Raw genomic sequence first — 23,812 nt, 5'->3', positions numbered from 1 at the left:
CTTTGGTTGATGTCTCATTCCTGGATGGACAGCTGTTCTTCGAATACGCGGCCTTCGACGATGCGGAAGCTGCGAACCCGGTGCCTGGCGCCGGGCCAGGTGGACAGGATCAGATAGTGCAGCGCCGGGTCCTGGGCGTGGGCGATATCGTCGCGGCTCGGCCAGGCTTCGCTGGCGGTGTGCGAGTGATAGAGCACGCGGCATTCCTCGTCGCGTTCGTCCAGTTCGTTCCACACGCGCAGTTGCTCGCGCGGATCGAAGCTGAACCAGTCTTCGGACGCGGCCTGGTTGCGCATCGGGATCACCCGCGTGGCGACCGGCTCCGCGCTCGGCGCGGCGATCAGTCCACAGGCTTCCAGCGGGTGTTCGACGGCCGCCTGGTGGAGGATCCGGTCCAGGGCGGCGCGAGTGATGCGCAGGGGCATGGCCGGGTCCTCAGTAGGTCGGCAGCGCCGGCTCGACGTCGCGGACCCAGGCCAGCACGCCGCCTTCGAGGTTGCGTACCTTGTCCAGGCCGAGCTTGCGCAGGTCGGTGGAGACCGCCCTGGAGCGCATGCCCGACTTGCAGGTGATGACCAGCTCGGTGTCGTGGCCGAAACGCTCGAGGATCTGTTGTGCGACCTCCGCCGACTTCGGCATGAGCAGGGCGCCTTCGATGCGCACGATGTCCCATTCGGTCTGCTCGCGGACATCGATGATCACCGGGGGCTTGCCGCCGTCCTTGAGCGACTTGAGTTGCAGGGCGCTGATCAGCGGCACCTCGATCTCGTTGACCGGGGCGGGGCGGTTGAGGCCGCAGAAGGCCTGGTAGTCGGACAGCGCGGTGACCGAGTGGCGCTTCGGCAGGCGGCGGATCGGCAGTTCGCGGTAGCTCATTTCCAGGGCGTCGTAGACCATCAGACGCCCCAGCAGCGGATCACCGATGCCGGTCAGCAGCTTGATCGCCTCGGTGGCCATGATCGAGGCGATGGCCGCGCACAGCACGCCGAGCACGCCGCCTTCGGAGCAGGACGGGGCCAGTTCCGGTGGTGGTGGCTCCGGGTACAGGTCGCGGTAGTTGAGGCCGCGGTTGTCCGGGGCGTTTTCCCAGAACACCGAGGCCTGGCCTTCGAAGCGGAAGATCGAGCCCCAGACATACGGCTTGTCCGCGAGGATGCAGGCATCGTTGACCAGGTAGCGGGTGGCGAAGTTGTCGGTGCCGTCGAGGATCAGGTCGTATCTGGAGAACAGCTCCACGGCCATCTCCGGTTCGAGGCGATCGCTGTGGGTGATCACCTTGACCAGCGGGTTGAGGCGGGCGATGGCCTGGCGGGCGCTTTCCACCTTGAGGTCGCCGATGCTGTCCACGGTGTGGATCACCTGGCGTTGCAGATTGGATTCGTCGACCCGGTCGAAGTCGATCACGCCGAGGGTGCCGATACCGGCGGCGGCGAGGTAGAGCAGGGTGGGCGAGCCCAGTCCGCCGGCGCCGATGACCAGCACCTTGGCGTTCTTCAGGCGGCGTTGTCCGGTGACACCCATGTTGGGGATGAGCAGGTGGCGGCTGTAGCGGTTCACTTCCTCGCGCGTCAGCTCGGCACCGGGTTCTACCAGCGGCGGTAAAGTCATATCGCTTTCTTCCATTCAGTAGATACGAACCGGAATTATTTTCAATTGTGTAAGGAGAGGTTTCAATCCGCCAGAACGGGGGATTCGTATGGAAGGGCGCGGAAAAACTATGAGATTCGCTGTGGTTGTTCCGGCCTCATCGCTGGCTTGCCAGCGATGAGGCCGGAACCGTCGACTCAGGACTCGAATGTTGCCAGGTCCTCGCACACCGCCGCGAACGCCCCGAGGAAGCGATCAGCCTCGGCAACACTGAGCACCAGCGGCGGCTGGATACGCATCACCCGGTTGTTGTTGGCGGTGACGAAGGTGAGGATGCCGTGCTCCTCCGACAGCTTGGTCATCAGGCGCAGGACGAACATGTCTTCCAGGCTCTGCTCCAGCTCTTCCATCGCCGCTTCCAGATGCCGCCGCGCCTTGCCCGAGAGCATGCGCCAGGTGGCCGCCGCCTGCCCCGGAATGCGTCCGGCCATCTCCCGCACCAGCGCTTCCAGCCCACCGGCCATGCTGTTGTGGAACTCAATGGCCAGCATCAGCCCACGCCCGCGCACCGCCTTGATGAACGGATAGCGCCCGGCGATCTCCTTGAGCCCCTGCTGCAGGTGCGCGCCGACCTGCGCCGCGTTGTTCATCAGGCCGTCGTGCTCCAGCACGTCCAGCGCCGCCAGGGCCGCCGCTGCGGCGAAGTTGCCGCCGCCGAAAGTCGAGGTGTGCAGGGCGAAGGTGTCGATGTCGCCATAGGCACGCTTCCACACGGACTCGCGGGACAGGGTCGCGCCGATCGGCACCAGGCCGCCGGACAGCGATTTGGACAGGACCATGATGTCCGGCGCGGTGTCGTCCCATTCGCAGGCGAACAGTTTGCCGGTACGGCCCAGGCCGGTCTGGATCTCGTCGAGGATCCACAGGCAGTCGAACTCGTCGCACAGCGCGCGGACCCCGGCCAGGTAACCTTCCGGCGGCAGGATCACGCCCCCTTCGCCCTGGATCGGTTCGATGATCAGCGCCGCCACGTCGTCCTGCTCCAGGCGCTGGCGCAGGGCGTCGAGGTCGCCGAAGGGCAGGCTGTCGCAGTTCGGCAGCAGCGGCTCGAACGGCGTGCGGTGCTTGGCCCGGCCGGTGACCGAGAGGGCGCCAAGGGTCTTGCCGTGGTAGCCGTTGTCGCAATACAGCACGGTGCGCTTGTCGCTGGCGGCCAGGGCCAGCTTGAGCGCGGCTTCCACCGCCTCGGTCCCGGAGTTGCTGAAGAACACCCGTGACAGTCCGCCTGGTGCCAGGTCTGCCAGGCGCTTGGCCAGCAGGCTGGCGTGCAGTGGCGCGGACAGGTACTGGATGAAGGTCGGGAACTGCTCCTGCAGGTAGCGTTGCAGGGCCTGGCTGATGGCCGGGTGGTTGTGCCCGGTGTTGAGGCAGCCGTAGCCGGCCACGAAGTCCAGGTAGCGGCGGCCGTCGAGATCGGTCAGCCAGCAGCCTTCGCCATGGCTGAACACCCGCTCGATATGGTTGAACTGGTAGAACTCGCGCAGCACCGGGTTGATGTGCTCGCCGAAGTTGTTCAGCACTTCGCGGCGTAGGTGCTGTGGGTCGTGGCGGGCGTCGCTGGCGACGGCGGGACGCTGGCCATGGTGATGACGACGCAGGCGGCCGAAGTCGTCGGCATGCAGGGCTTCGCCGGCGGCGGCCATCGGCGACGGGGTGAAGCCATGGCGGGCGGCGATGGCGCCTATTTCCAGGACCTTTTCCACCGGCAGCTCGCGACCGATGGAGAATGGCTCGGCGCGGCCTTCCAGGGCCAGGATCATGGTTTCGGCGAGGCAGCCGTTCATGCTGCGCTTGGGCTCCAGGCCCATGGTGCGCATACCCAGGTGCACCGCCGGGCTGGCCGAGACCAGGCCACCGTCCACCAGGAGGATGTCGCGGCGGTTGTGGGGTACGTCCATGACGTCCTTGGGCAGCGCGGCGTCGATCACCACCGAGCCGGGCAGCAGCTTGCGCGGGTCGATCAGGCCGCCGCTGGAGGTGGCGGCGACGTAGAAGCGCACGCTGGCGTAGCAGTCCTCGATGCTGTCGTGCAGGCTGACCTGGCGGTGGTACTGCGCCGGCAGGTATTCCAGTTGCGCTTCGGCCTGGCGCTGGTTGCCACGGTGTACCAGGCGCAGGCGGCAGCCCTGCTCGGCGAGCAGGCGCGCGGCGGCCAGGGCGATCGAACCGGGGTAGCCGAGTATCGCGACTTCGGCGTTTTCCGGGGCGACGCCGAGCAGGCTGAGGCTGTCCATCAGGTTGACGTAGGCGGCGTAGGCGGTGAGGGAGTTGCCGGTGGTCACCGCGACCTCGGCCTGCTCCATGGTGGCCAGGCCACGGTTGCCGACGATGGCGGTGAAGCCGCCAAGGCCGACCAGGTCCGCGCCTTCCGCCTTGAGGGTGTTGACGCCTTGCAGCACGCGTTCGGTGATGGCCCGCGGCTGGCGCAGCATCTGCTCGGCGGTCAGCGGCATGAACTGCAGGATGCCCGAGCACTCGGCGCCGCAGGCGCTGACGATGCGCCCGAAGTCGACGAAGGGCACCAGGTTGCGCTGGCGCCAGCGCTCCGGGTCGTAGCCCCAGGCCTGTTCTTCCAGGGTGCGGTCGAGCAGGTCGATCAGCTTGACCTGGTGCAGCAGGCCGGTGGACGTAGGGTGGGCAATGAATCCGAATTTCATCAATGGCTCTCTGCGTTGAGGCGGCTCCAGGCCGTCTCGGAGACGAGGCTCAAGCCGTCGCCCTCCGAGTTGTGGCCGAGCCAGACGTCGAAGAAGTTGAGGCGACCAGGGGCACTGAGGGCCTGGCGCAGGGTGTCGGGACAGAAGCTGAGCAGGCGCGCGCGGCACACGGTGATCGGGCCGAAGGCCTGTTCATCGCGCAGCAGGCCTTCCTTGAGCGGCACGTTGACCTGGGCCGCGCCGTGGCAGGCGTAGCGCTTGTCGAGGTAGGTCTGGATCATCGACAGCACGCCGTTGGCCAGGTACAGCACGGTGACGTTGCGCTGTGCGGCGTCCGCCGAACTGGCCAGGCTCATGGCCAGGCGCTGCTCGATATCAGGGACCAGGGCGCGGGCGCCGTCGCCGATGAAGGCCAGCACATGGCGCTCGTTGTTCAGGGCGATGTAGGGCAGCGACATCAGCGCATCGCCCATCAGTGCGCGGCCGTACCAGCCGGAGAATCCGGCGTCGGTGCGCGGCAGGTTGCGCATCGCCGAGAGGCTGCAGCGGCCGACGTCGTAGACCCCGGTATAGCGATAGCCGTCGCGCTCGATCATCTCGCCCAGCAGCTGGCCCAGGCGATGGAAGAAGAAATTCGGCGTCATCGGCAGGGTTTCGATCTGGTCGCTGGGCAGCGCCTCGCGGGTGCGCTGCAGGCGTTGCAGGCGCTCGCGACGGGCCTGCAACAAGGCCGGCGGCACGTTCAGGCGCGGCTCCAGGTAATCCAGCACACGGCCCAGCGGCAGCTCCAGCGCTACCTCGGTGAACGGCGAGATGTGCTCGCGCCGGCGGTTGACCTGGACGATGTGGAACAGGCGCTTCAGGCGGCCTTCGGAGTAGGGCGTGGCCGACTGGTCGATCTTGCTCTTGAGGAAGAACAGCCACGGCTTGCCTTCGTCGGCGTCCGGCTGTTCGAGGAAGGCGTGGATGCGCCGGCTGAAGCCGTACATGGACAGCGGGCCAAGGTAGTTGAGCACCAGTTCCTGGTCCTGGTAGGCGCACACGCTGCCGGGGGCGATGATGCTGTCGGCCAGGGCCACGCCGCTGCGCCGGGCCAGGTCCAGCACGCGCCGGCGCTCTTCCTCGCTGAGGCGGCCGCATTGCCAAAGGATGCGCGCGGGCTCGTTGTTGAGCACGTCGACCACTGCATCGAGGGCGGCGCGCTGGCTGTCGTCGAGGTCGCTGGCGGGTGGCGCCAGGGGGGCTTGCGGCGCCTGTGGTTCGGCCTGCACGCGGGATTCCAGCACTCCCTGGGTGGCAAACAGGAAGGTCGGCGCCGGGCTTTCATCGAGGGCGGCGAAGGCGGCTTCGACGCTGGCACAGGCATCTTCCGGGCGGCGGATGAACTGCTGCCACAGGCCACGTGCGGCGATCACCCGGTGGCCGTCGTTGTCCTGATCGAGGGTGCCCTGGAAGGCGAACCACACCGACTCCGGCGAATCGGCGCAGACCACCAGCCCCGGGGCCCCGGCACGCTTGAGGTTGGCCAGGGTGCCGCGCAGTTCGTCGAGCATGCCCGAGGTCATGACGATCACGTAGGCGCGGCGGTACAACTGCCAGCCGGCCAGGGCACTCACCGCCAGGGCGTGTTCGTTGCTGGCGGTGGAGAAGCCGCGGCCGCTGTCGCGCAGCAGGGCGCCCATGGAATCGATGAAGCCGGAGACCATGGAACCGGTGAAGAAATGGCAGTCCCACTGCTCGCCCCAGCGCGCGTCCATGCGCTGCTGGATATCCCGGGCGAGGGCGACCGGCTCGTCGGACTGCAACGTCGTGCGTGCCAGCAGGCGATTGAAGTAGGCGTGTTCCAGGTGATCGATGAACAGGCGCAACAGGTCGGCGCGGCGCAGCGCCTCGGCGCCGTGGGGTACGCGCAGCAGGCGGTTGCCGCCGAGGCGGCCGAGCCAGTGGCTCAGTTGCGCTTCGGCGCACAGCAGCAGGGCCGAGGCGGGCGAGCGCTTGGCCTCGGGCTGGGCGGCGAGCAGCTCGACCAGCGGATCGGCGTCGGGCAGGGCATCGAGGTGGCGGCTGTCGAACAGCACGTAGTCACTGTCGCTGTCGGCGCTGACCAGGGCCTGGCGGGCATCTTCGGCATCGGCGAAGACCTGCAGGTCGAGGTACAGCTGCTGGCCCCTGGTGTGCTCGCGGACATAGGCCTCGGCCTGGCCGGCGACCTGGCGATACAGGCAGCGTGGGTCGCTGTCCGGCCAGTGCTGGTTGAGCAGCGAGGTTTCATGGCCCAACCAGTGGTTGAGCCGGTCAAGCACTGCTTGCACATCCTCCTGCAGCGCGCGGTCGCGGCTGACCAGGCAGATGCCGACGGTACGTGGCGTCATGGTTTGCCCTCGGTGACGATGGAAGTCACGCCGATGGCGGCGTGATGTTCTTTGGTCAGCAGTGCCTCGGCGCTGCCGGCGATGCTGTGGCGCACCCGCCAGGCCAGGAGCAGGGCGAGCAGCAGACCGGCGCTGAGGCAGGCGAGCATGCCGGCCTGGCCCAGGCGGTCCAGCAATAGTCCGGCGGCCACTGGGGCGGCGAGGCGGGTGATGACGAACAGGCTCGATTGCAGGCCGTAGTCGCTGGCGGTGCGCTGGCGGCGGCTGAAGAACAGGGTCAGGCCGAACATCAGCGCCGACACCGCGCCCATGCTCGCGGCCAGGCACAGGGCACTGGCGATCAGCCAGGGCTGGCCGAGCTGCAGCCATACGCTGACGGTGAGCAGGATCAGGGACAGTAGTGCGGCGAGCAGATAGAGAAGGATTGCCCGGGCGGTGCCGAGCACGCCGATCAGGCGCCCGCCGATCAAGCTGAAAATGACGCCGGTGACACCGCCGGCGACGCCCACCACCCAGGCCACTTCCTGCATAGGCATGCCGCTATCGAGCAGCAGTGGCTTGAGGTACAGCCAGGCAGCGCCGATGAAGGGGAAGGCGGTGAGCAGCAGCCAGGTCCACTGGCGTGCCGCCGGCTGGTTGAAGAAACTCACCCAGTCGGCGACGAAGCCGGCCTGTACCGGCTGCACGGCTTCTTCGGATTGCGGTTTGTGGCGCAGGGCGAGCAACGGCAGGACGCCGAGCACCAGCCCCGCGCCCATGATCAGGAAGGGTGCCTGCCAGCCGAGGCGCGCCTGGATCAGCAACATCGCGCCACCGCCGACGATGGCGCCGAGGAACAGCGCCGCCGAGCGGATGCTGCCGGCGCGCAACTGCTGGCTGCGTGGCAGCCACTGCACCGCCAGGGCGTTGAGCGGGACGTCCATCCAGGTGGCGATGATGCTGATGGCGAAGGTCATGACGAACAGCGGCATGCGCTGCTCGATCAGGTTCTGCCGGCCGATCAGCCAGTACAGCACCAGCAGTGCGGCGCCGAGCAGGAGCATCCAGTGGACCATGTGGCCCTTGCCCAGGCGCACCCGCTGCACGGGGACGGCAAGGAGGAACTTGAACACCGCCGGCAAGCCGGCGAGCTGGAACAGGCCGATCTCGGTCCCGCTCCAGCCGTACTGACGCATCACCAACGGCATGCCGAACATCAGGTAAATGCTGGGCACGGCCAGCACCAGGTTGAGCCAGCCGAACAGCACTTGCAGGCCGGCGATACGTCCACGGTTCATCGAATCATTCCTGGGGTTTGCGGGCGATGACCGCATTCACCGGGGTCACCGGGAAACGCAGGCCGTTGAGTTGCTGCACTGTGCTGAAGCCGAGGCTTTCCAGGGCGTTGGCCAGCTCGCCTTCGGCGAGGACATGGCGGCCTTGCAAGCGCATGTGCAGGTAATAGGGCAGGACCTGCGCCGCGGCCTGACGCTCGCGCGGCACTTCGGCCTGGCAGCACAGCAGCACGCCGCCGGGGCGCAGGGCGGCATACAGACGGCGCAGGGTGGCAGGCAGGTCGTGGACGAAGTGCAGGACCGATGAACACCAGATCAGGTCGTAGTCGCTGCCGATGTCGTCTTCATTGAGGTCGCCGCCGATGGCTTGCAGGCGCGTGGTCAATCCGGCAGCGACGATGTTGTCCCGGGCCACATCGGCGGCCTGCGGATACTCGAAGACCACGCCGTGCAGGTCGGGCAGGTGCTCGGCAAGGGCAATGGCCACCAGGCCGGGGCCGCCGCCGAGGTCGAGCAGGCGGTGCAGGTGCGGGGCTTCGGGCAGGCTGTCGATCAGGGCGCAGGCGACCTCGCGGGTCACCGCGCGCTGTTCTTGGGCGATCTGCAGGCGCGCGGCGTCGGCCCAGGCCTTGGCGATGGCGGCGCAGGTCATGGGCGGGCGGGTCACGCCGTGGCGCAGGTAGTCGCCGAGTTGGGTGCCGGTCTGGCGCATGACTCGATGGCGGAACTGCAGGGCATCGCCGCAGTAGGCGCTGGCTTCGGTGCGCAGGTAAAGGTCGGCGAGGGGCTGGTTGTGGTAGCGCGGTGGTTGCTGTTGGTCGCGTTCGAGCAGGTCCAGGCTCCACAGCAGTTCCAGCAGGTAGGCGGTGCTGGGGGCGTCGAGGCTCAGGCGGGCGGCCAGTGCGGCGGCACTGAGCGGCTCGCCGAGATGATCGAAGAGCGCGCATTCGAGGGCGACCTGCAAGGCGTCGGCGCCCAGGCCGGCGAGTTGCAGGTCCCAGCACGATTGCAGGGGATGGGGGCTGGTCAGATCCTGATGAGACTGTCGAGGCACGTGAACTCCCTGTAGATGCCACTTGTTCTTAACGAAACAGGCCGTGGCCGAATCACTGAAAAAGGTGATATATATTAAATGAGAATCATTTATGTTAAGTATGCGAGCCGGAGCCGTTCCTATGCGAAGCGCCGCTCGCCGATTGCAGGGATGTCGTCATGAGCACAATGAAAGGGAGCTGCCGTCTCGGCCTCGATCACCCCCGGCAGCGTTCGGTCCACGCGGACGGGCGCTTGCGCATGCAATTGGCCGAGGATGTGGGCAACTGCTATTCCGAGCTGTTGCAGCTGGAGCAGGGGCTTTCGCTGGGGCGCCTGCACTATCACCCGGTGCGTACGCTGATCGAGGAAACCTGCGGGCCCCATGACGGCCACGTGATGGTGGTGACCATCGGTTTGCAGGGGAAATCCGGTTTTATTGGCCAGGATGGCAGCAACCTCGCCTTTCAGGCCGGGCAGACGACCATCACTGCGTTCCGTGCCACCCCTGGCGAGCGGCGTTACCAGGCCAACGAGACGGCGTCGCAGCTGCGGGTGGTGATCGACCAGGCGACCTTGTGCAAGTACGTCGGTGAAGAGCGCGCTGCCCAGGTACTGGGCAGCGGGCGCCTGCAGCGCATCGATTACCGCGCCAGCTCCAAGGCCGCCCAGGCCCATGCCGCGGCACTGGTGCGCTATCTGCAGCCCGGCATGTTGAACCCGTCCAACCGCCTCGACCTGCACATTCATACGCTCAGCCTGCTGTCGGAACAGTTCAACCTGCTGGCGCCGCAGGACGGCAACGCCTCGCCCCTGAGCACCAGCGAGATCGAACGCATCGAGCGGGCGCGCAACATCCTCTGCGAGCAGTTGCACACGCCGCTGACCGTCGAGTATCTGGCCACCAGCGTGGGTATGAACGAGCACAAGTTGAAGGAAGGCTTCCGCTATCTGTTCGACACCACCCCGGCGCGCATGCTGCTCGACCTGCGGATGCGCAAGGCCATGACCTTGCTCGAGTCCGGCCAGCAGGTGGCGCAGGCGGCGTGGCAGGTGGGGTACAAGTACCCGAACAACTTCACGGTGGCCTTTACCCGGTATTTCGGGCGGGCGCCGAAGTCGATCTTTGGCAGGAAGCGCTGAGGACATAGTTGCTCGGTCCCCTTTAGGAGCTGAGTCCTCTTCTTCCGCGCATACATTTTTCAGCTTCTCGCATATCAATCTAAACGAGATTCATTTGCGTTTATCGGTAGTATCACTTCGCCGCCGAAGAGCGGTCATGAAACTGCCACGCACAGATAAACACGGGTCTCGTCATGTCCTTTTCCACCACACCACCGTCGTCCATGCGCCTCAAGCCGCTGGCCTGGTCGATCCTCCTGGCGCTGTCCAGCGCCGCCGCCCTGGGCGAAGAGAAAGCGTCAGCCACGCCGAACATGGGGCCGATCGAGATCGAGCTGCCAGCCGGCTACGAAGAGGAAATGAGCAAGTCCGGAACCTCGCAGAAGGGGCTGCAGGTGCTGGAGGCGCAGGAGGTTAAGGCGGAGTACGAGGAGACGGACGACAAGGGCCGCAGCGATGTCTATCGCAAGGACGTGTCCAGCGTGTACGCCGGCAAGGAGGATATCGAGCGCTACAAGGGCGCCAACGTGGCGGACCTGTTCAAGGGACTGAATGGCGTCTACAGCGGTGAATCCCGCAACAGCGGCGCGCTGGATCCGAACATTCGCGGTATCCAGGGTGAGGGCCGGATCCCGGTGACCGTCGATGGCACCGAACAGTCCACCTCGGTTTGGCTGGGCTCTGCCGGGGTGTCCAACCGCAACTATGTCGACCCCAACCTGATCGGCGGCATTTCGGTAGAGAAGGGCCCCTCGATGACGCCCGGGGTGAAAAGCGGCATCGGTGGTTCCGTGGAGATTCGCACCCTGGATGCCGAGGACATCGTCAAGCCGGGGGAGAGCTATGGACTGGAGCTCAAGACCGAAACGGCGAGTAATTCGGTAAAGCCCTATGAGGACGGGATGAACAACCTCGGGCGGGACTACCGTGATATCGAAGGGGCATACGTCTCGGGTCAGTACGTCTATTTCGCCAACGGCGGCGGCGCGATGTATACCCCGCACGAATCGTCCCGCTCCAACGATTTCGACTTCGAGGACAACGCTTTTCGCATCGCGGCGGCGACCCGTCAGGAGAACTTCGACCTGCTGGCGGCCTACAGCTATCGCAAGAAGGGCAACTACTACAGCGGCAAGCAGGGCAGCGAGCGCTACGAAACCGAAAGCTGGTACGACAAGGCCAAGGCGGCCGAAGTCAACTCTCCCACCATCGGTGACACCAGCGGCAATTACCTGGCCAGCTTCTACAAGCCTGGGGCGGAAGTCTCTGGCACCTCCAATGAAATGCGCACGACCCTGCTCAAGAGCACCTTCTACCTCTCCGACGAGCAAAGCCTGAAGCTGAGCTACATGCACAGTGATCTGGAGTTCGGCGAAACCATGCCGTACCTGATCAACGAGACCACCAAGCTGGTAGAGGCCGGCAGCAATATCGGCTTCCAATTGCCCTACAGCGAGGTCGACCAGGACACCTTCTCGCTCAGCTACAAATGGAATCCTGAAGACAACCGCTGGCTCGACATGCAGGCCGGGTTCTGGATGACCAAGAGCGATGCCAAGCGCTACCAGAATGGCGAGCAGGTGTTTTCCATCGAAGACGCGACGTTGAGCGACAAGGCCTGGGATAACTACGTCCGCTGCAAGTACAGCGTCGGTCAGTGCAATGGCCAGACTGCCATGCCGGAAAAGCTGCCCAATACCGACGGGCGTTTCAGTCTGTTTTCTCGTGCGTTGCAGATGACCGAACACGATCGCTGGGGCGTCAATGTCTCTAACCGCATGGAACTGACCGGCACCTGGGCATTGACCCTTTCCGGGGACTTCAGCAAGGAAAAGCTCAAACAGACCGATAACGCCAGTGATGACATCGGCAGCACTTACATCTTTGCCTCCAACTACTTGGGGCCCCGCGGCGGCCGTCGTGAGCAGTACAACTTCACGTTCAACAACGAGTGGGCTGCCACCTCATGGCTGAGCTTCAATGCCGGGGCACGTTACAGCGACTACAACTCGTTCGATACGACGCTGGATGAGTACAGGAAGGAGCAGGCAACTGGCTGGGATACCAAGGCAGCCGTGGTGGCCAAGCGATACACCTATTCACGAATGCTGAGCGATGCGGAAAACCAGGCGTATGTAGATGGCGCGCGAGCGCTGGTTGAAAGTTGGGGCCTGGATGAGGAAACGACTGAAATCCTCATTGACGAGTACCTTCTCGAAGGGTTGGTCAATGGCATTCGCTATACCAAGGAAAAGGTGGACATCCCTACTGATGGCCAGCGTTTGGTGAGTTCGGCAAACCCGTTCACCAACGGCACGATCAATCTGGACGAGCAAGTGGCCAATGCACAGGGCACTGGCATGACTGCACCTCGTTATATCGCTGGCGGAGACATGGGGCTGCCCATCTATCAACAGCCCAGCGACGCGGAGCGTTGGGCCAAGCCCAAGAAACGCAAGGACAGTGCATGGGCTCCAATGGCGGGCATTACGCTGCATGTTACGGATAACGCACGCGTGTATGCGCGTTATACCGAGTTTGTACGGTTTCCTACCCTTTATGAAGAAGCGCAGACTTTTTCGGCCACGGGCATCGGGCTTATCCAGAGTTCGCCTCGGCCTGAGCATGCCTTTAACTGGGAGTTTGGTTATGTGCATGATCTGCGGTCCCTCGCTCCTGAATGGCGCAATGCCGACTTTCGGATCAACTACTACAAGAACGAGATTCACGACTACATAGACAGGGACTTTGCCTACAACATTATTCAGTACGACAAGAAAACAATGTCCGGTGTCGAGCTTCAGAGCAGGTTCGATACCGGGGTTTACTATTCAAACTTTGCTATCAGTTATCGCCTTGATCAAAAACTCTGCGACAAGGACATGGCCAATACGCTTGATCCTTACTATGGGAAAGCGGTCGATGAGTGCGTTACCGGTGGCTTCCCGACGACATTTTCCCGGACAAGCCTGCAACCGCAATACTCTATCAATCTGGACGGTGGTGTGCGGTTGTTTGACGAAAAGCTCGAGGTCGGTGGGCGCATGGTCTATCACAGTAGCGCCAAGAATAAGGAAGAGCAGAAGTGGATCGATCAAAACCTCAACTTCGTCCAGGGAGTCAACCAACCCTACGAATGGCATCCAATCTGGGTGTTCGACAGTTACGCCACCTTGCATGTCAATGAACACCTCGATGTTGATATTGGCGTCAACAACATTACCAACCGCTATTACCTCGACCCGCTATCCCGAACGGTAATGCCTGCTCCAGGCCGCACCCTCAAACTGGGGCTCACCGCGCGATTCTAGATTTTTTGCTGTTTTCGTAAAAACAGTGTTGTTCAAACTTATGACAAGGAGATCGTTGTGAAAAAACTGTTTGTAGTGACTGCGTTGTCCCTTGCGACTTCTGGTGCATTTGCTGCGACTGTCAGCGGAGGATCCTCTTCCGATTATGTCAAGGCTGCTGCCTCGAACATGATGGCTGTAGGAACTGCGGGTATCGCGATGCCGACTACTACCGGCGGTATTGCCAATACCGGAGCTGTCGTCAGCTTCAAAGCCGGTCCGATCGCCCAGACAAATGCGGTGCTGAGCGGCTATGGCACGACGTCGGCGCATATCGTCAACCCGCTCAACGGCGTCACCACTTCGGAAACCTGGAAGAACCTGGTTACCTACAACACCGAGGTTTACGCCTACCGCCAGATAGCCGCGCCTTCTCCAGGCTACCCGCAATTTGGTGGCGAGGTGATCGCCAAGGTATCGGGTTCCGAGGTCTACTTCGGCGAGTGGGCGCCAGCCAAGACCGGTACCCAACCAACCAATAGCACCGACCTCAACATGTCCAGCTCCGACCGCACCGTCTGGTTCGTCGGCGAGAACCCGACCACCAGCATGCCAACCCTGGTCAACGCCAAGTACAACGTGGTCGGTATCAACCAGTACAACCCGGGTACCGCTGCTGGCGTCACCTCGGGCGTGCTGACCGCCAACTACGGTGCGGGTAGCGGTTCCATCACCGGTACCGTGGGTTCCATCAACTTTGCGGGCACCACCATTGCCTCGAACGGTTCGTTCGCTCGTGGCACCAACATCCAGGGCCAGTTCTACGGTGCCAACGCCGAAGCCCTGGCGGGTATCTACACCACTACCGGCACCAAGGTCGCCTTCGGCGGCGCCAAGCAGTAACACCCTCGCGTCATTGGAGGAGGGGGCTTCGGCTCCCCCTTCCGACCTATTCCTTTCTGTCCCGGACCGATCACCATGCTGCCGTCCTTGCGGGTGCGCGTCGCCCTGTTGTGTTTCTCGACCCTGTTGTCCACCGCGTCGCTGGCCGACGATGACGACACCCGTCTGCTGCTGAACAAGATCGACCGCAGCGCTGACGTGCGCGAGCGGGCCAACCTTGGCGCGCCGGACCCGGCCGAGAACGACGACTCGCTGATCACCATCCAGGGGCAGACCTACAGCCTGCAGAACACCCTCGAAGACCTCGGGCCCGCCATCTATGTCTCCATCAACCTGCAGCAGTGGGGCAAGGTGCGCCAGTTCGTCGAGCGCTACCGGCAGTTGCCCGGCCATGAGGCGGCGCTGGTAGAGATGGCCGAAGGCCTGATCGATCGTTCCGAGCGCAAGTACAAGCAGGCCATCGCCCACCTGCGGCGGGCTGATGAGCTGCAACCCGGTTTCGTCCGCGCCCGCCTGGAGCTGGCGCGCACCCTGTTCGAAGACAGCCAGACCCGCGAGGCCGAGGCGCTGTTCGCCGAGGTCGCCGCCAGCGACGTGCCCGAGCAGGTACTGGGCGTGCTCGGCGAGTACCGCAAGGGCATCGACATGCGCCGCCAGTGGCATGGTTCGGCATCACTGGGCTTTGGCCACAACAGCAACATCAACCAGGGCAACGGCATGACCACCGTGACTCAGGTTTGCTCGGTGTTCTTCGATTGCTTCGACTACACCCGGCAGATGCCCAAGCCGATCAGCGCGTCCAGCGTGGTCTATGACGCCGCCGCCGAGCGACGTTTCCAGATTTCCGGCAACCACCATGTGCTGGTGCGTGGCCTCACCTATGGCAACAACTACGACCGGCATAACGAGGAAGAGGAAAACGAGACCTGGTACGACGACAACACCAGCGTGCTCTACGCCGGGTACAACTACCAGAGCGCGCTGAACGATGTTTCGCTGACCCCGCTGTTCGAGAACTACTACGCCGACCACCACACCAAGTACCAGGCCAGCGGCGTGCGCGGGGAGTGGAAGCACAACCTGACCAACCGCCTGCAGGTCAGCGTGCAGGCACAGCACAAGCATTTCCGTTTCCAGGGCGAGCAACGGGATTATTTTGATGACTACGATGAGCGCCAGATCGGAACGTCGCTGTCGTACCTGCTTGATCCGCAGACGCTGGTGTTCGGTGGCGTGACCTACACCCGTCGCAGCCAGGACGCGGATACCGCGAGCAACCGCGAGTACATGGCTAGCCTCGGCGCGTACCACAGCTTCGATGTGGGAATGAACCTGAGCCTGATCGGCTTGTACCGCACCACACGCTACGACGAGCCCGATGCCTTCCTCGGCGGCCTGCGCAAGGATCGCCAGCAGATCTACATTGCCAGCCTGAGTGTGCCGCGCCTGGCATTCGCCGGGGTGGTGCCGAGCCTGTATGCCAAGCGTACGGGGACCGACAGCAGCATCGACTGGACGTACAGCTACCGGCAGACCGAAGTGGCGTTGAAGTTCGAGAAGACCTTTTGATGTGCAACCCGACCTGTAGGAGCAGGCAAGCCAGCTCCTGCTGGGGGAGGGCGGTGTGGGTAAATCGCAGGCATAAAAAAACCCGCTTTCGCGGGTTTCTTTAGAAATATGGTGCCCAGAAGAAGACTCGAACTTCCACGACCGTAAGGTCACCAGCACCTGAAGCTGGCGTGTCTACCAATTTCACCATCTGGGCAAAGGTTGAAGCATTTGAAACATTAACAGTGTAGCTTGTTGCATAAATTTCAGATCGCTGATCTGAAATTTGAAATTGGTGCCCAGAAGAAGACTCGAACTTCCACGACCGTAAGGTCACCAGCACCTGAAGCTGGCGTGTCTACCAATTTCACCATCTGGGCATTTTCGTTGATTTCGCTTCGATGCTTGCAAAGGCTTCACATCGTGCGGCTTCTCAACTATAACGACGGTGTCCGTCGCTGTGGTGCGCACTATACGGATGGCCCCTGGGGCTGTAAACCCCCATTCGAAAAAAATCTTAAAAAATTCAAGCCGTTGATCTACCTGAGCAAAGACGCGCCCGAGAGGCCGTTCCCGGCGGGGCTGTCCAAGGCGGAAATTTCCGGTTTCAATACGGCTATGCCAAACTAACCCTTATATAGACAAGGTGAACCCCTCCTAATGGCCGATTGGCAGTCCCTCGATCCCGAGGCCGCTCGTGAAGCGGAAAAATACGAAAACCCCATCCCTAGCCGTGAGCTGATCCTCCAGCACCTCGCCGAACGAGGCTCGCCGGCTGCGCGCGAGCAACTGGTTGAGGAATTCGGCCTGCAGACCGAGGACCAGATCGAAGCCCTGCGTCGTCGCCTGCGCGCCATGGAGCGTGATGGCCAGCTTATCTACACCCGGCGCGGCACCTATGCCCCGGTGGATAAGCTCGACCTGATCCTCGGCCGCGTCTCCGGCCACCGCGACGGTTTCGGCTTCCTGATTCCCGACGACGGCACCGAGGACCTGTTCCTCAGCCCGTCGCAGATGCGCCTGGTGTTCGACGGTGACCGCGCCCTGGCCCGGGTTTCCGGCGTCGACCGCCGCGGCCGCCGCGAAGGCGTGCTGGTGGAAATCATCTCCCGCGCCCACGAAAGCATCGTCGGGCGCTACTTCGAGGAAGGCGGCATCGGCTTCGTCACCGCCGACAACCCGAAGATCCAGCAGGAAGTGCTGGTCACGCCAGGCCGCAACGCCGGTGCCAAGATCGGCCAGTTCGTCGAGGTGAAGATCACCCACTGGCCAACCCCGCGCTTCCAGCCGCAAGGCGATGTGGTCGAGGTCATCGGCAACTACATGGCCCCGGGCATGGAAATCGACGTTGCCCTGCGCAGCTACGACATTCCCCACGTCTGGCCAGAGGCCGTGATCAAGGAAGCCCGCAAGCTCAAGCCGGAAGTGGAAGAGAAGGACAAGGAAAAGCGCATCGACCTGCGCCACCTGCCCTTCGTCACCATCGACGGTGAAGACGCCCGCGACTTCGACGACGCTGTCTACTGCGAAAGCCTCGGTAAGCTGCGCCTGTTCTCCGGTGGCTGGCGCCTCTATGTCGCCATCGCCGACGTGTCCAGCTACGTGCGCCTCGGTTCGGCGCTGGATGCCGAAGCCCTGGTCCGCGGCAACTCGGTGTACTTCCCGGAGCGGGTGATCCCGATGCTGCCGGAAGAGCTGTCCAACGGCCTGTGCTCGCTGAACCCGCACGTCGACCGGCTGGCGATGGTCTGCGAAATGACCATCAACAAATCCGGGCAGATGGTCGATTACCAGTTCTACGAAGCGGTGATCCACTCCCACGCGCGCCTGACCTACAACAAGGTCAGCAGCATGCTGGAACATTCGCGTACCCGCGAAGGCCGTGCCCTGCGCGAGGAATACCGTGAGGTGCTGCCGGACCTGAAGCAGCTCTACGCGCTGTACAAGGTGCTGCTGGCCGCCCGTCACACCCGTGGCGCGATCGACTTCGAGACCCAGGAAACCCGCATCATCTTCGGTTCCGAGCGCAAGATCGCGGAAATCCGTCCGACCGTGCGCAACGACGCCCACAAGCTGATCGAGGAATGCATGCTGGCGGCCAACGTAGCCACCGCCGAGTTCCTCAAGAAACACGAGATTCCGGCCCTGTACCGGGTCCACGACGGCCCGCCGCCGGAACGCCTGGAAAAACTGCGCGCCTTCCTCGGCGAACTCGGCCTGTCCCTGCACAAGGGCAAGGACGGTCCGTCGCCGAAGGACTACCAGGCCCTGCTGGCCAACATCGCCGACCGTCCGGACTTCCATCTGATCCAGACCGTCATGCTGCGCTCGCTGAGCCAGGCGGTGTACAGCGCCGACAACAATGGTCACTTCGGTCTGAACTACGAGGCGTACACCCACTTCACCTCGCCGATCCGTCGTTATCCCGATCTGCTGGTGCACCGCGCCATCCGCAGTGTGATCCGTTCCCGCCAGGAGACCCCGCACGTCAAGCGCGCCGGGGCGATGAGCATTCCCAAGGCACGGATCTACCCTTACGACGAGAACACCCTGGAACAACTGGGCGAACAGTGCTCGATGAGCGAGCGGCGTGCCGACGAGGCCACCCGCGACGTGGTCAACTGGCTCAAGTGCGAATACATGAAGGACCGCGTTGGCGAATCCTTCCCGGGCGTGATCACTGCGGTGACGGGCTTTGGCCTGTTTGTCGAGCTGACCGACATCTATGTCGAGGGCATGGTCCACGTCAGCGCGCTGCCGGGCGACTACTACCACTTCGACCCGGTTCACCACCGGCTCACCGGTGAGCGCACTGGTCGCAGCTTCCGCCTCGGCGACACCGTCGAAGTGCGGGTGATGCGCGTCGACCTGGAGCAGCGCAAGATCGACTTCGAGATGTCCGAGAACGCTCTCAAGGCGCCGATCGGCCGCAAGCAGCGCTCGACCGAGCCAGCGGCTCCGGCCCCGGCGGCGAAGATCGGCGTGGGTGCCAAGGCCAAGGCTGCTGAGCCTGTCCAGGAAGAGCGTCCGGCCCGTCGAGCCAAGAAAGGCGAGACTTCCGAGGCGTATTTCTCCTCCCATGCCGCGGCGAACAACGCCGAAGTGCGCAAGAGCCGGGAAATGAAGAAGGCGCTGATGGCCGATGCCAAGCACGCCCATGCCAGCGGCAAGCCTTCGGGCAAGTCGTCCGGCAAGTCGGACAAGCCGACCAAGCACCGCAAGGGACCGCCCAAGTCCGGTGCCACTTCCCGCAAGAGCAAAGGCAAGTCATGAGTCAGTTGGAAAAGATCTACGGCGTGCATGCCGTGGAAGCGCTGTTGCGTCATCACCCCAAGCGGGTCAAGCAGATCTGGCTGTCCGAGGGGCGTAGCGAGCCGCGGATCCAGGCGCTGCTGGCTCTGGCCGCGGAGAACCGCGTGGCAGTCGGCCAGGCTGAGCGCCGCGAGCTGGACGCCTGGGTCGAAGGCGTGCACCAGGGCGTGGTCGCCGAGGTCAGCCCGAGCCAGGTGTGGGGCGAGGCGATGCTCGACGAGCTGCTGGATCGTACCGAAGGTGCGCCGCTGCTGCTGGTGCTGGACGGCGTCACCGACCCGCACAACCTCGGAGCCTGCCTGCGTACCGCGGATGCCGCCGGTGTGCAGGCGGTGATCGTGCCGAAGGACAAGTCGGCGACTTTGACGGCCGCCGTGCGTAAAGTCGCCTGCGGCGCCGCCGAAGTGATCCCGCTGGTGGCAGTGACCAACCTCGCGCGGACCCTGGAAAAGTTGCAACAACGGGGCCTGTGGATCGTCGGCACCGCCGGCGAGGCGCAGCAGGAGTTGTACCAACAGGACATGACCGGGCCGACCGTGCTGGTCATGGGCGCGGAAGGCAAGGGCATGCGCCGCCTGACCCGCGAGCACTGCGATTTCCTGGTGAAACTGCCGATGGCCGGTAGCGTCAGCAGCCTGAACGTATCGGTGGCGACCGGTGTTTGCCTGTTCGAGGCCGTAAGGCAGCGTTCCGTCAGCAAGTAACTCGCTGTCCCAATCGCTGGCAAGCCAGCTCCCACAGGTTCTCCACCGTACTCAAGAGCGGTTCAGACCCTGTGGGAGCAGGCTTGCCAGCGATGCTTTTGGGGATTGGCAACATTTTGAGCTAGGCAACGCTGCTCAATATTTCACCAATCTCCTTGCTTGTCCCACCGCGCTTCTCTACAATTGCGCGCCTTGTCCCGGGCATGCGTGCCTGGTTCAGGACAAGACATACAGTGTCATTCACTCCTTGTCTGACCGCATTGTCGGCAGACTACAACCCGTAAGGAGCATTCATGCGTCATTACGAAATCATCTTCCTGGTTCACCCGGACCAGAGCGAGCAAGTCGGCGGCATGGTTGAGCGTTACACCAAGCTGATCGAAGAAGACGGCGGCAAGATCCACCGTCTGGAAGACTGGGGCCGTCGTCAACTGGCCTACGCCATCAACAACGTTCACAAGGCTCACTACGTGATGCTGAACGTTGAGTGCACCGGCAAGGCCCTGGCCGAGCTGGAAGACAACTTCCGCTACAACGATGCCGTGATCCGTAACCTGGTCATCCGTCGCGACGAAGCCGTTACCGGCCAGTCCGAGATGCTCAAGGCTGAAGAAAACCGCAGCGAGCGCCGTGAGCGTCGTGACCGTCCTGAGCATGCTGACAGCGCCGAAGGCGACGACAGCAATGACAGCGACAACAGCGATAACGCTGACGAGTAATCCACGGATCTTTTGAGGAGCCTATTACATGGCACGTTTCTTCCGTCGTCGTAAATTCTGCCGCTTCACTGCTGAAGACGTGAAAGAGATCGATTACAAAGATCTCAACACCCTGAAAGCTTACGTATCCGAAACCGGCAAGATCGTTCCAAGCCGTATCACTGGTACCAAAGCTCGTTATCAGCGTCAGCTGGCTACCGCTATCAAGCGCGCCCGCTTCCTGGCCCTGCTGCCCTACACCGACAGCCACGGCCGCTGAGACCGGGTCGTCGACAAGTAGCAAAGGATAGATTGCATGCGGGCCCTGGCTGATTTCATCATGCGCGGTCGCGTGCAGGCCACTCTGGTAGTGGTTGGTTGTGCGGCATTGCCGCTGCTGTTCTGGTTGAGTGCCGCCGCCGGGAGCCTGGTGTTCCTGCGGCGCGGTTTCAAGGATGCCTCCGGGGTCCTCGCCTGGGCGTTGTTGCCGGCGTTGGCCTGGTGGTACTTCGGCGAGCCGCGCACCTTGATGGTGTTGCTGGGGACGCTGGGTCTGGCTGCGTTGTTGCGCGCCGGACATTCCTGGAACCGGGTGCTGTTGTCCAGCATCGCCCTGGGCCTGGTGTATGGCGCCGTTCTGGGTTCTGTGTTCCGCGAACCGATCGACACCCTCGCGCAAGAGATCGCCAAGATCCTTCCGCAGATGCTCGACGGGATCTACCAGAAATTGACGGTAGAAGAGCGGGGCCGCCTCGAAGGGCTGATCGCACCGGTGCTCACCGGCCTGATCGCGGCCTTGTTGCAGGCCGTCAGTGTGCTGGCCCTGATGTTGGGTCGCTACTGGCAGGCAGCGTTGTATAACCCGGGAGGCTTCGGTCGCGAGTTTCGCGCCGTGAGACTGCCGCTGGCGGTGGCGTTGGTGCTGCTGGTGCTTATCCTGGTCGGGCCGAACTTCGGTACCGAACTGGCGATGCTGACACCGCTGTGCACCATCCCGCTGGTCTTCGCCGGACTGGCCGTGATGCACGGCCTGGTGGCGCAAGGGCGACTGGCGAAGTTCTGGCTGGTCGGGTTGTACGTGACGTTGCTGCTGTTCATGCAGCTGATTTATCCGTTGCTCGTGGTTTTGGCCATTGTCGACAGCCTGATTGATTTTCGCGGACGCGGGGCGTCCAAGGACGCCGATAACGGCTCCGCGAACGGTGAAGGTTAAAAGTTAAGAGGTTTATACCAAATGGAACTGATCCTGCTGGAAAAAGTCGCCAACCTGGGCAACCTGGGCGACAAAGTTAAAGTCAAGGCTGGTTACGGTCGTAACTTCCTGCTGCCATTCGGCAAGGCTGTCTCCGCTACCGCCGCCAACCTGGCTGCGTTCGAAGAGCGCCGTGCCGAGCTGGAAAAAGCAGCTGCCGACAAGAAAGCTTCGGCTGAAAGCCGCGCTGCCCAACTGGCCGAGCTGGAAGTCACCATCACCGCTACCGCTGGCGATGAAGGCAAACTGTTCGGTTCGATCGGCACTCACGACATCGCTGACGCCCTGACCGCCTCCGGCGTTGAAGTGGCCAAAGCTGAAGTTCGTCTGCCGAACGGCACCATCCGTCAGGTTGGCGAATACGACGTAGCCGTGCACCTGCACAGCGACGTTGAAGCCACCGTACGCGTGGTCGTCGTCGCAGCCTAAGCTGTATGGACCTGCTGGCTCCCTCGGGACCAGCCGGTTAACATCGGGCACGATCCTGCACCGCAGGTCGTGCCCTTTGTCTTTTTCAACACCCCAGATTTTTCCAGGTGGCCATGAACGAGATAACCGCCCCAGAGCAATATGATCTGCAAACCGCCGCGCTGAAGGTGCCGCCGCATTCCATCGAGGCCGAACAGGCCGTGCTCGGTGGCTTGATGCTGGACAACAACGCCTGGGAGCGGGTGCTCGATCAAGTCTCCGACGGCGACTTCTACCGTCATGACCACCGTCTGATCTTCCGCGCCATCCACAAGCTGGTCGACCAGAACGTCCCGTTCGACGTAGTGACCCTGCACGAGCAACTGGACAAGGAAGGCCTGAGCTCGCAGGTCGGCGGCCTTGGCTACCTCGGCGAGCTGGCGAAGAACACCCCGTCGGTGGCCAACATCAAGGCCTATGCGCAGATCATTCGCGAGCGCTCGACCCTGCGCCAACTGATCAGCATCAGCAACGACATCGCCGACAGTGCCTTCAACCCGCAGGGCCGCAACGCCGAGGAAATCCTCGACGAGGCCGAGCGGCAGATCTTCCAGATCGCCGAGGCACGGCCCAAGACCGGCGGCCCGGTGGGGGTCAACGAACTGCTGACCAAGGCCATCGACCGCATTGACACGCTGTTCAACTCCGACAGCGAGATCACCGGCCTGTCCACCGGCTACACCGACCTCGACGAGAAGACCAGCGGCCTGCAGCCGGCCGACCTGATCATCGTCGCCGGCCGTCCATCGATGGGTAAGACCACCTTCGCCATGAACCTGGTGGAAAACGCCGTACTGCGCAGCGACAAGGCGGTACTGGTGTACTCCCTCGAGATGCCAGGTGAATCGCTGATCATGCGTATGCTCTCGTCCCTGGGCCGTATCGACCAGACCAAGGTGCGTTCCGGCCAGTTGGATGACGACGACTGGCCGCGGCTGACCTCGGCGGTCAACCTGCTCAACGACCGCAAGCTGTTCATCGACGATACCGCCGGCATCAGCCCGTCGGAAATGCGTGCGCGGACCCGCCGCCTGGTGCGTGAGCACGGCGACATCGCCATGATCATGATCGACTACCTGCAGTTGATGCAGATCCCGGGTTCCAGCGGCGACAACCGGACCAACGAGATTTCCGAGATCTCCCGTTCCCTCAAGGCCCTGGCCAAGGAATTCAACTGCCCGGTCATCGCCCTGTCGCAGCTCAACCGCTCCCTCGAACAGCGGCCGAACAAGCGCCCGGTGAACTCCGACTTGCGGGAGTCCGGAGCGATCGAGCAGGACGCCGACGTGATCATGTTCGTCTACCGCGACGAGGTGTATCACCCGGAGACCGAGCACAAGGGCATCGCCGAGATCATCATTGGCAAGCAGCGGAACGGCCCGATCGGCTTTATCCGCCTTGCCTTCATCGGCAAGTACACCCGCTTCGAGAACCTCGCGCCGGGCAGCTACAACTTCGACGACGACGAATAAGAACGTCGCTTGACCAATTCCGACCTTCAGCGTCGGAATTGGTCAATTTTTGTGCTATTCT

General features: G+C 63.2%; 17 protein-coding genes and 2 tRNA genes. 11 read left to right on the top strand and 8 right to left on the bottom strand.

Features of this window, described 5'->3' with window-relative positions; translation table 11 throughout:
* Nucleotides 1-14 precede the first annotated feature (14 nt).
* The 6 genes from AC5QPF_RS29095 to AC5QPF_RS29070 all read right to left on the bottom strand — a co-directional run bounded on the left by AC5QPF_RS29095 (nt 15) and on the right by AC5QPF_RS29070 (nt 9,004).
* Nucleotides 15-425: a Mov34/MPN/PAD-1 family protein gene (locus AC5QPF_RS29095; protein WP_494961040.1), complete on the bottom strand. Its 411-nt coding sequence runs from the start codon at nt 423-425 to the stop codon at nt 15-17.
* Between the two features lie 10 nt (nt 426-435).
* Nucleotides 436-1,608 (bottom strand): molybdopterin-synthase adenylyltransferase MoeB, encoded by a 1,173-nt coding sequence (moeB, locus tag AC5QPF_RS29090; RefSeq protein WP_494961039.1) that lies wholly within the window; start codon nt 1,606-1,608, stop codon nt 436-438.
* 176 nt (nt 1,609-1,784) lie between these two features.
* Nucleotides 1,785-4,304: a prodigiosin MAP biosynthesis aminotransferase PigE gene (gene pigE, locus AC5QPF_RS29085; protein WP_494961038.1), complete on the bottom strand. Its 2,520-nt coding sequence runs from the start codon at nt 4,302-4,304 to the stop codon at nt 1,785-1,787.
* Complete coding sequence (locus AC5QPF_RS29080; RefSeq protein ID WP_494961037.1) at nt 4,304-6,676, bottom strand: decarboxylase; 2,373 nt, start codon at nt 6,674-6,676, stop codon at nt 4,304-4,306. The genes pigE and AC5QPF_RS29080 overlap by 1 nt, the downstream gene beginning before the upstream one ends.
* On the bottom strand, nt 6,673-7,953 hold the full coding sequence (locus AC5QPF_RS29075) for an MFS transporter (RefSeq protein WP_494961036.1): 1,281 nt from the start codon (nt 7,951-7,953) through the stop codon (nt 6,673-6,675). Before AC5QPF_RS29075 ends, AC5QPF_RS29080 begins: the two co-directional genes overlap by 4 nt.
* 4 nt (nt 7,954-7,957) lie before the next feature.
* Nucleotides 7,958-9,004: a methyltransferase domain-containing protein gene (locus AC5QPF_RS29070; RefSeq protein ID WP_494961035.1), complete on the bottom strand. Its 1,047-nt coding sequence runs from the start codon at nt 9,002-9,004 to the stop codon at nt 7,958-7,960.
* A gap of 158 nt (nt 9,005-9,162) precedes the next feature.
* Here AC5QPF_RS29070 and AC5QPF_RS29065 point away from each other — a divergent pair, with 158 nt between their 5' ends.
* The 4 genes from AC5QPF_RS29065 to AC5QPF_RS29050 all read left to right on the top strand — a co-directional run bounded on the left by AC5QPF_RS29065 (nt 9,163) and on the right by AC5QPF_RS29050 (nt 15,866).
* Nucleotides 9,163-10,125: a helix-turn-helix domain-containing protein gene (locus AC5QPF_RS29065; protein ID WP_494961034.1), complete on the top strand. Its 963-nt coding sequence runs from the start codon at nt 9,163-9,165 to the stop codon at nt 10,123-10,125.
* Between the two features lie 173 nt (nt 10,126-10,298).
* Complete coding sequence (locus AC5QPF_RS29060) at nt 10,299-13,415, top strand: TonB-dependent receptor domain-containing protein (RefSeq protein ID WP_494961033.1); 3,117 nt, start codon at nt 10,299-10,301, stop codon at nt 13,413-13,415.
* A 198-nt stretch (nt 13,416-13,613) separates the two neighbouring features.
* On the top strand, nt 13,614-14,297 hold the full coding sequence (locus AC5QPF_RS29055; protein WP_494961032.1) for a Slam-dependent surface lipoprotein: 684 nt from the start codon (nt 13,614-13,616) through the stop codon (nt 14,295-14,297).
* 75 nt (nt 14,298-14,372) lie between these two features.
* On the top strand, nt 14,373-15,866 hold the full coding sequence (locus tag AC5QPF_RS29050; RefSeq protein WP_494961031.1) for a surface lipoprotein assembly modifier: 1,494 nt from the start codon (nt 14,373-14,375) through the stop codon (nt 15,864-15,866).
* A gap of 109 nt (nt 15,867-15,975) precedes the next feature.
* Here the strand turns inward: AC5QPF_RS29050 and AC5QPF_RS29045 are convergent.
* Nucleotides 15,976-16,062, bottom strand: a tRNA-Leu gene (locus tag AC5QPF_RS29045).
* Between the two features lie 76 nt (nt 16,063-16,138).
* A tRNA-Leu gene (locus AC5QPF_RS29040) sits at nt 16,139-16,225 on the bottom strand.
* A gap of 280 nt (nt 16,226-16,505) precedes the next feature.
* On the opposite strand from AC5QPF_RS29040, the gene rnr reads away from it, so the two are divergent.
* The 7 genes from rnr to dnaB all read left to right on the top strand — a co-directional run bounded on the left by rnr (nt 16,506) and on the right by dnaB (nt 23,751).
* A complete protein-coding gene (rnr, locus tag AC5QPF_RS29035; RefSeq protein WP_494961030.1) occupies nt 16,506-19,118 on the top strand; it encodes a ribonuclease R in 2,613 nt (870 codons plus the stop codon).
* A complete protein-coding gene (gene rlmB / locus AC5QPF_RS29030; protein WP_494961029.1) occupies nt 19,115-19,861 on the top strand; it encodes a 23S rRNA (guanosine(2251)-2'-O)-methyltransferase RlmB in 747 nt (248 codons plus the stop codon). Before rnr ends, rlmB begins: the two co-directional genes overlap by 4 nt.
* A gap of 293 nt (nt 19,862-20,154) precedes the next feature.
* Nucleotides 20,155-20,580 carry a 30S ribosomal protein S6 gene (gene rpsF / locus AC5QPF_RS29025; protein WP_009403888.1) on the top strand — a complete coding sequence of 142 codons (426 nt, stop codon included), beginning with the start codon at nt 20,155-20,157 and terminating at the stop codon, nt 20,578-20,580.
* A gap of 28 nt (nt 20,581-20,608) precedes the next feature.
* A complete protein-coding gene (gene rpsR, locus AC5QPF_RS29020) occupies nt 20,609-20,839 on the top strand; it encodes a 30S ribosomal protein S18 (protein ID WP_009403887.1) in 231 nt (76 codons plus the stop codon).
* Between the two features lie 36 nt (nt 20,840-20,875).
* On the top strand, nt 20,876-21,772 hold the full coding sequence (locus AC5QPF_RS29015; RefSeq protein ID WP_494961028.1) for a hypothetical protein: 897 nt from the start codon (nt 20,876-20,878) through the stop codon (nt 21,770-21,772).
* A 21-nt stretch (nt 21,773-21,793) separates the two neighbouring features.
* On the top strand, nt 21,794-22,240 hold the full coding sequence (gene rplI / locus AC5QPF_RS29010; RefSeq protein WP_330078047.1) for a 50S ribosomal protein L9: 447 nt from the start codon (nt 21,794-21,796) through the stop codon (nt 22,238-22,240).
* A gap of 113 nt (nt 22,241-22,353) precedes the next feature.
* On the top strand, nt 22,354-23,751 hold the full coding sequence (gene dnaB / locus AC5QPF_RS29005; protein WP_330078048.1) for a replicative DNA helicase: 1,398 nt from the start codon (nt 22,354-22,356) through the stop codon (nt 23,749-23,751).
* Nucleotides 23,752-23,812: the final 61 nt, after the last annotated feature.

It is taken from the genome of Pseudomonas sp. Con_6 (assembly GCF_059379395.1).
This window is presented reverse-complemented; position numbering and strand designations above follow the sequence as displayed.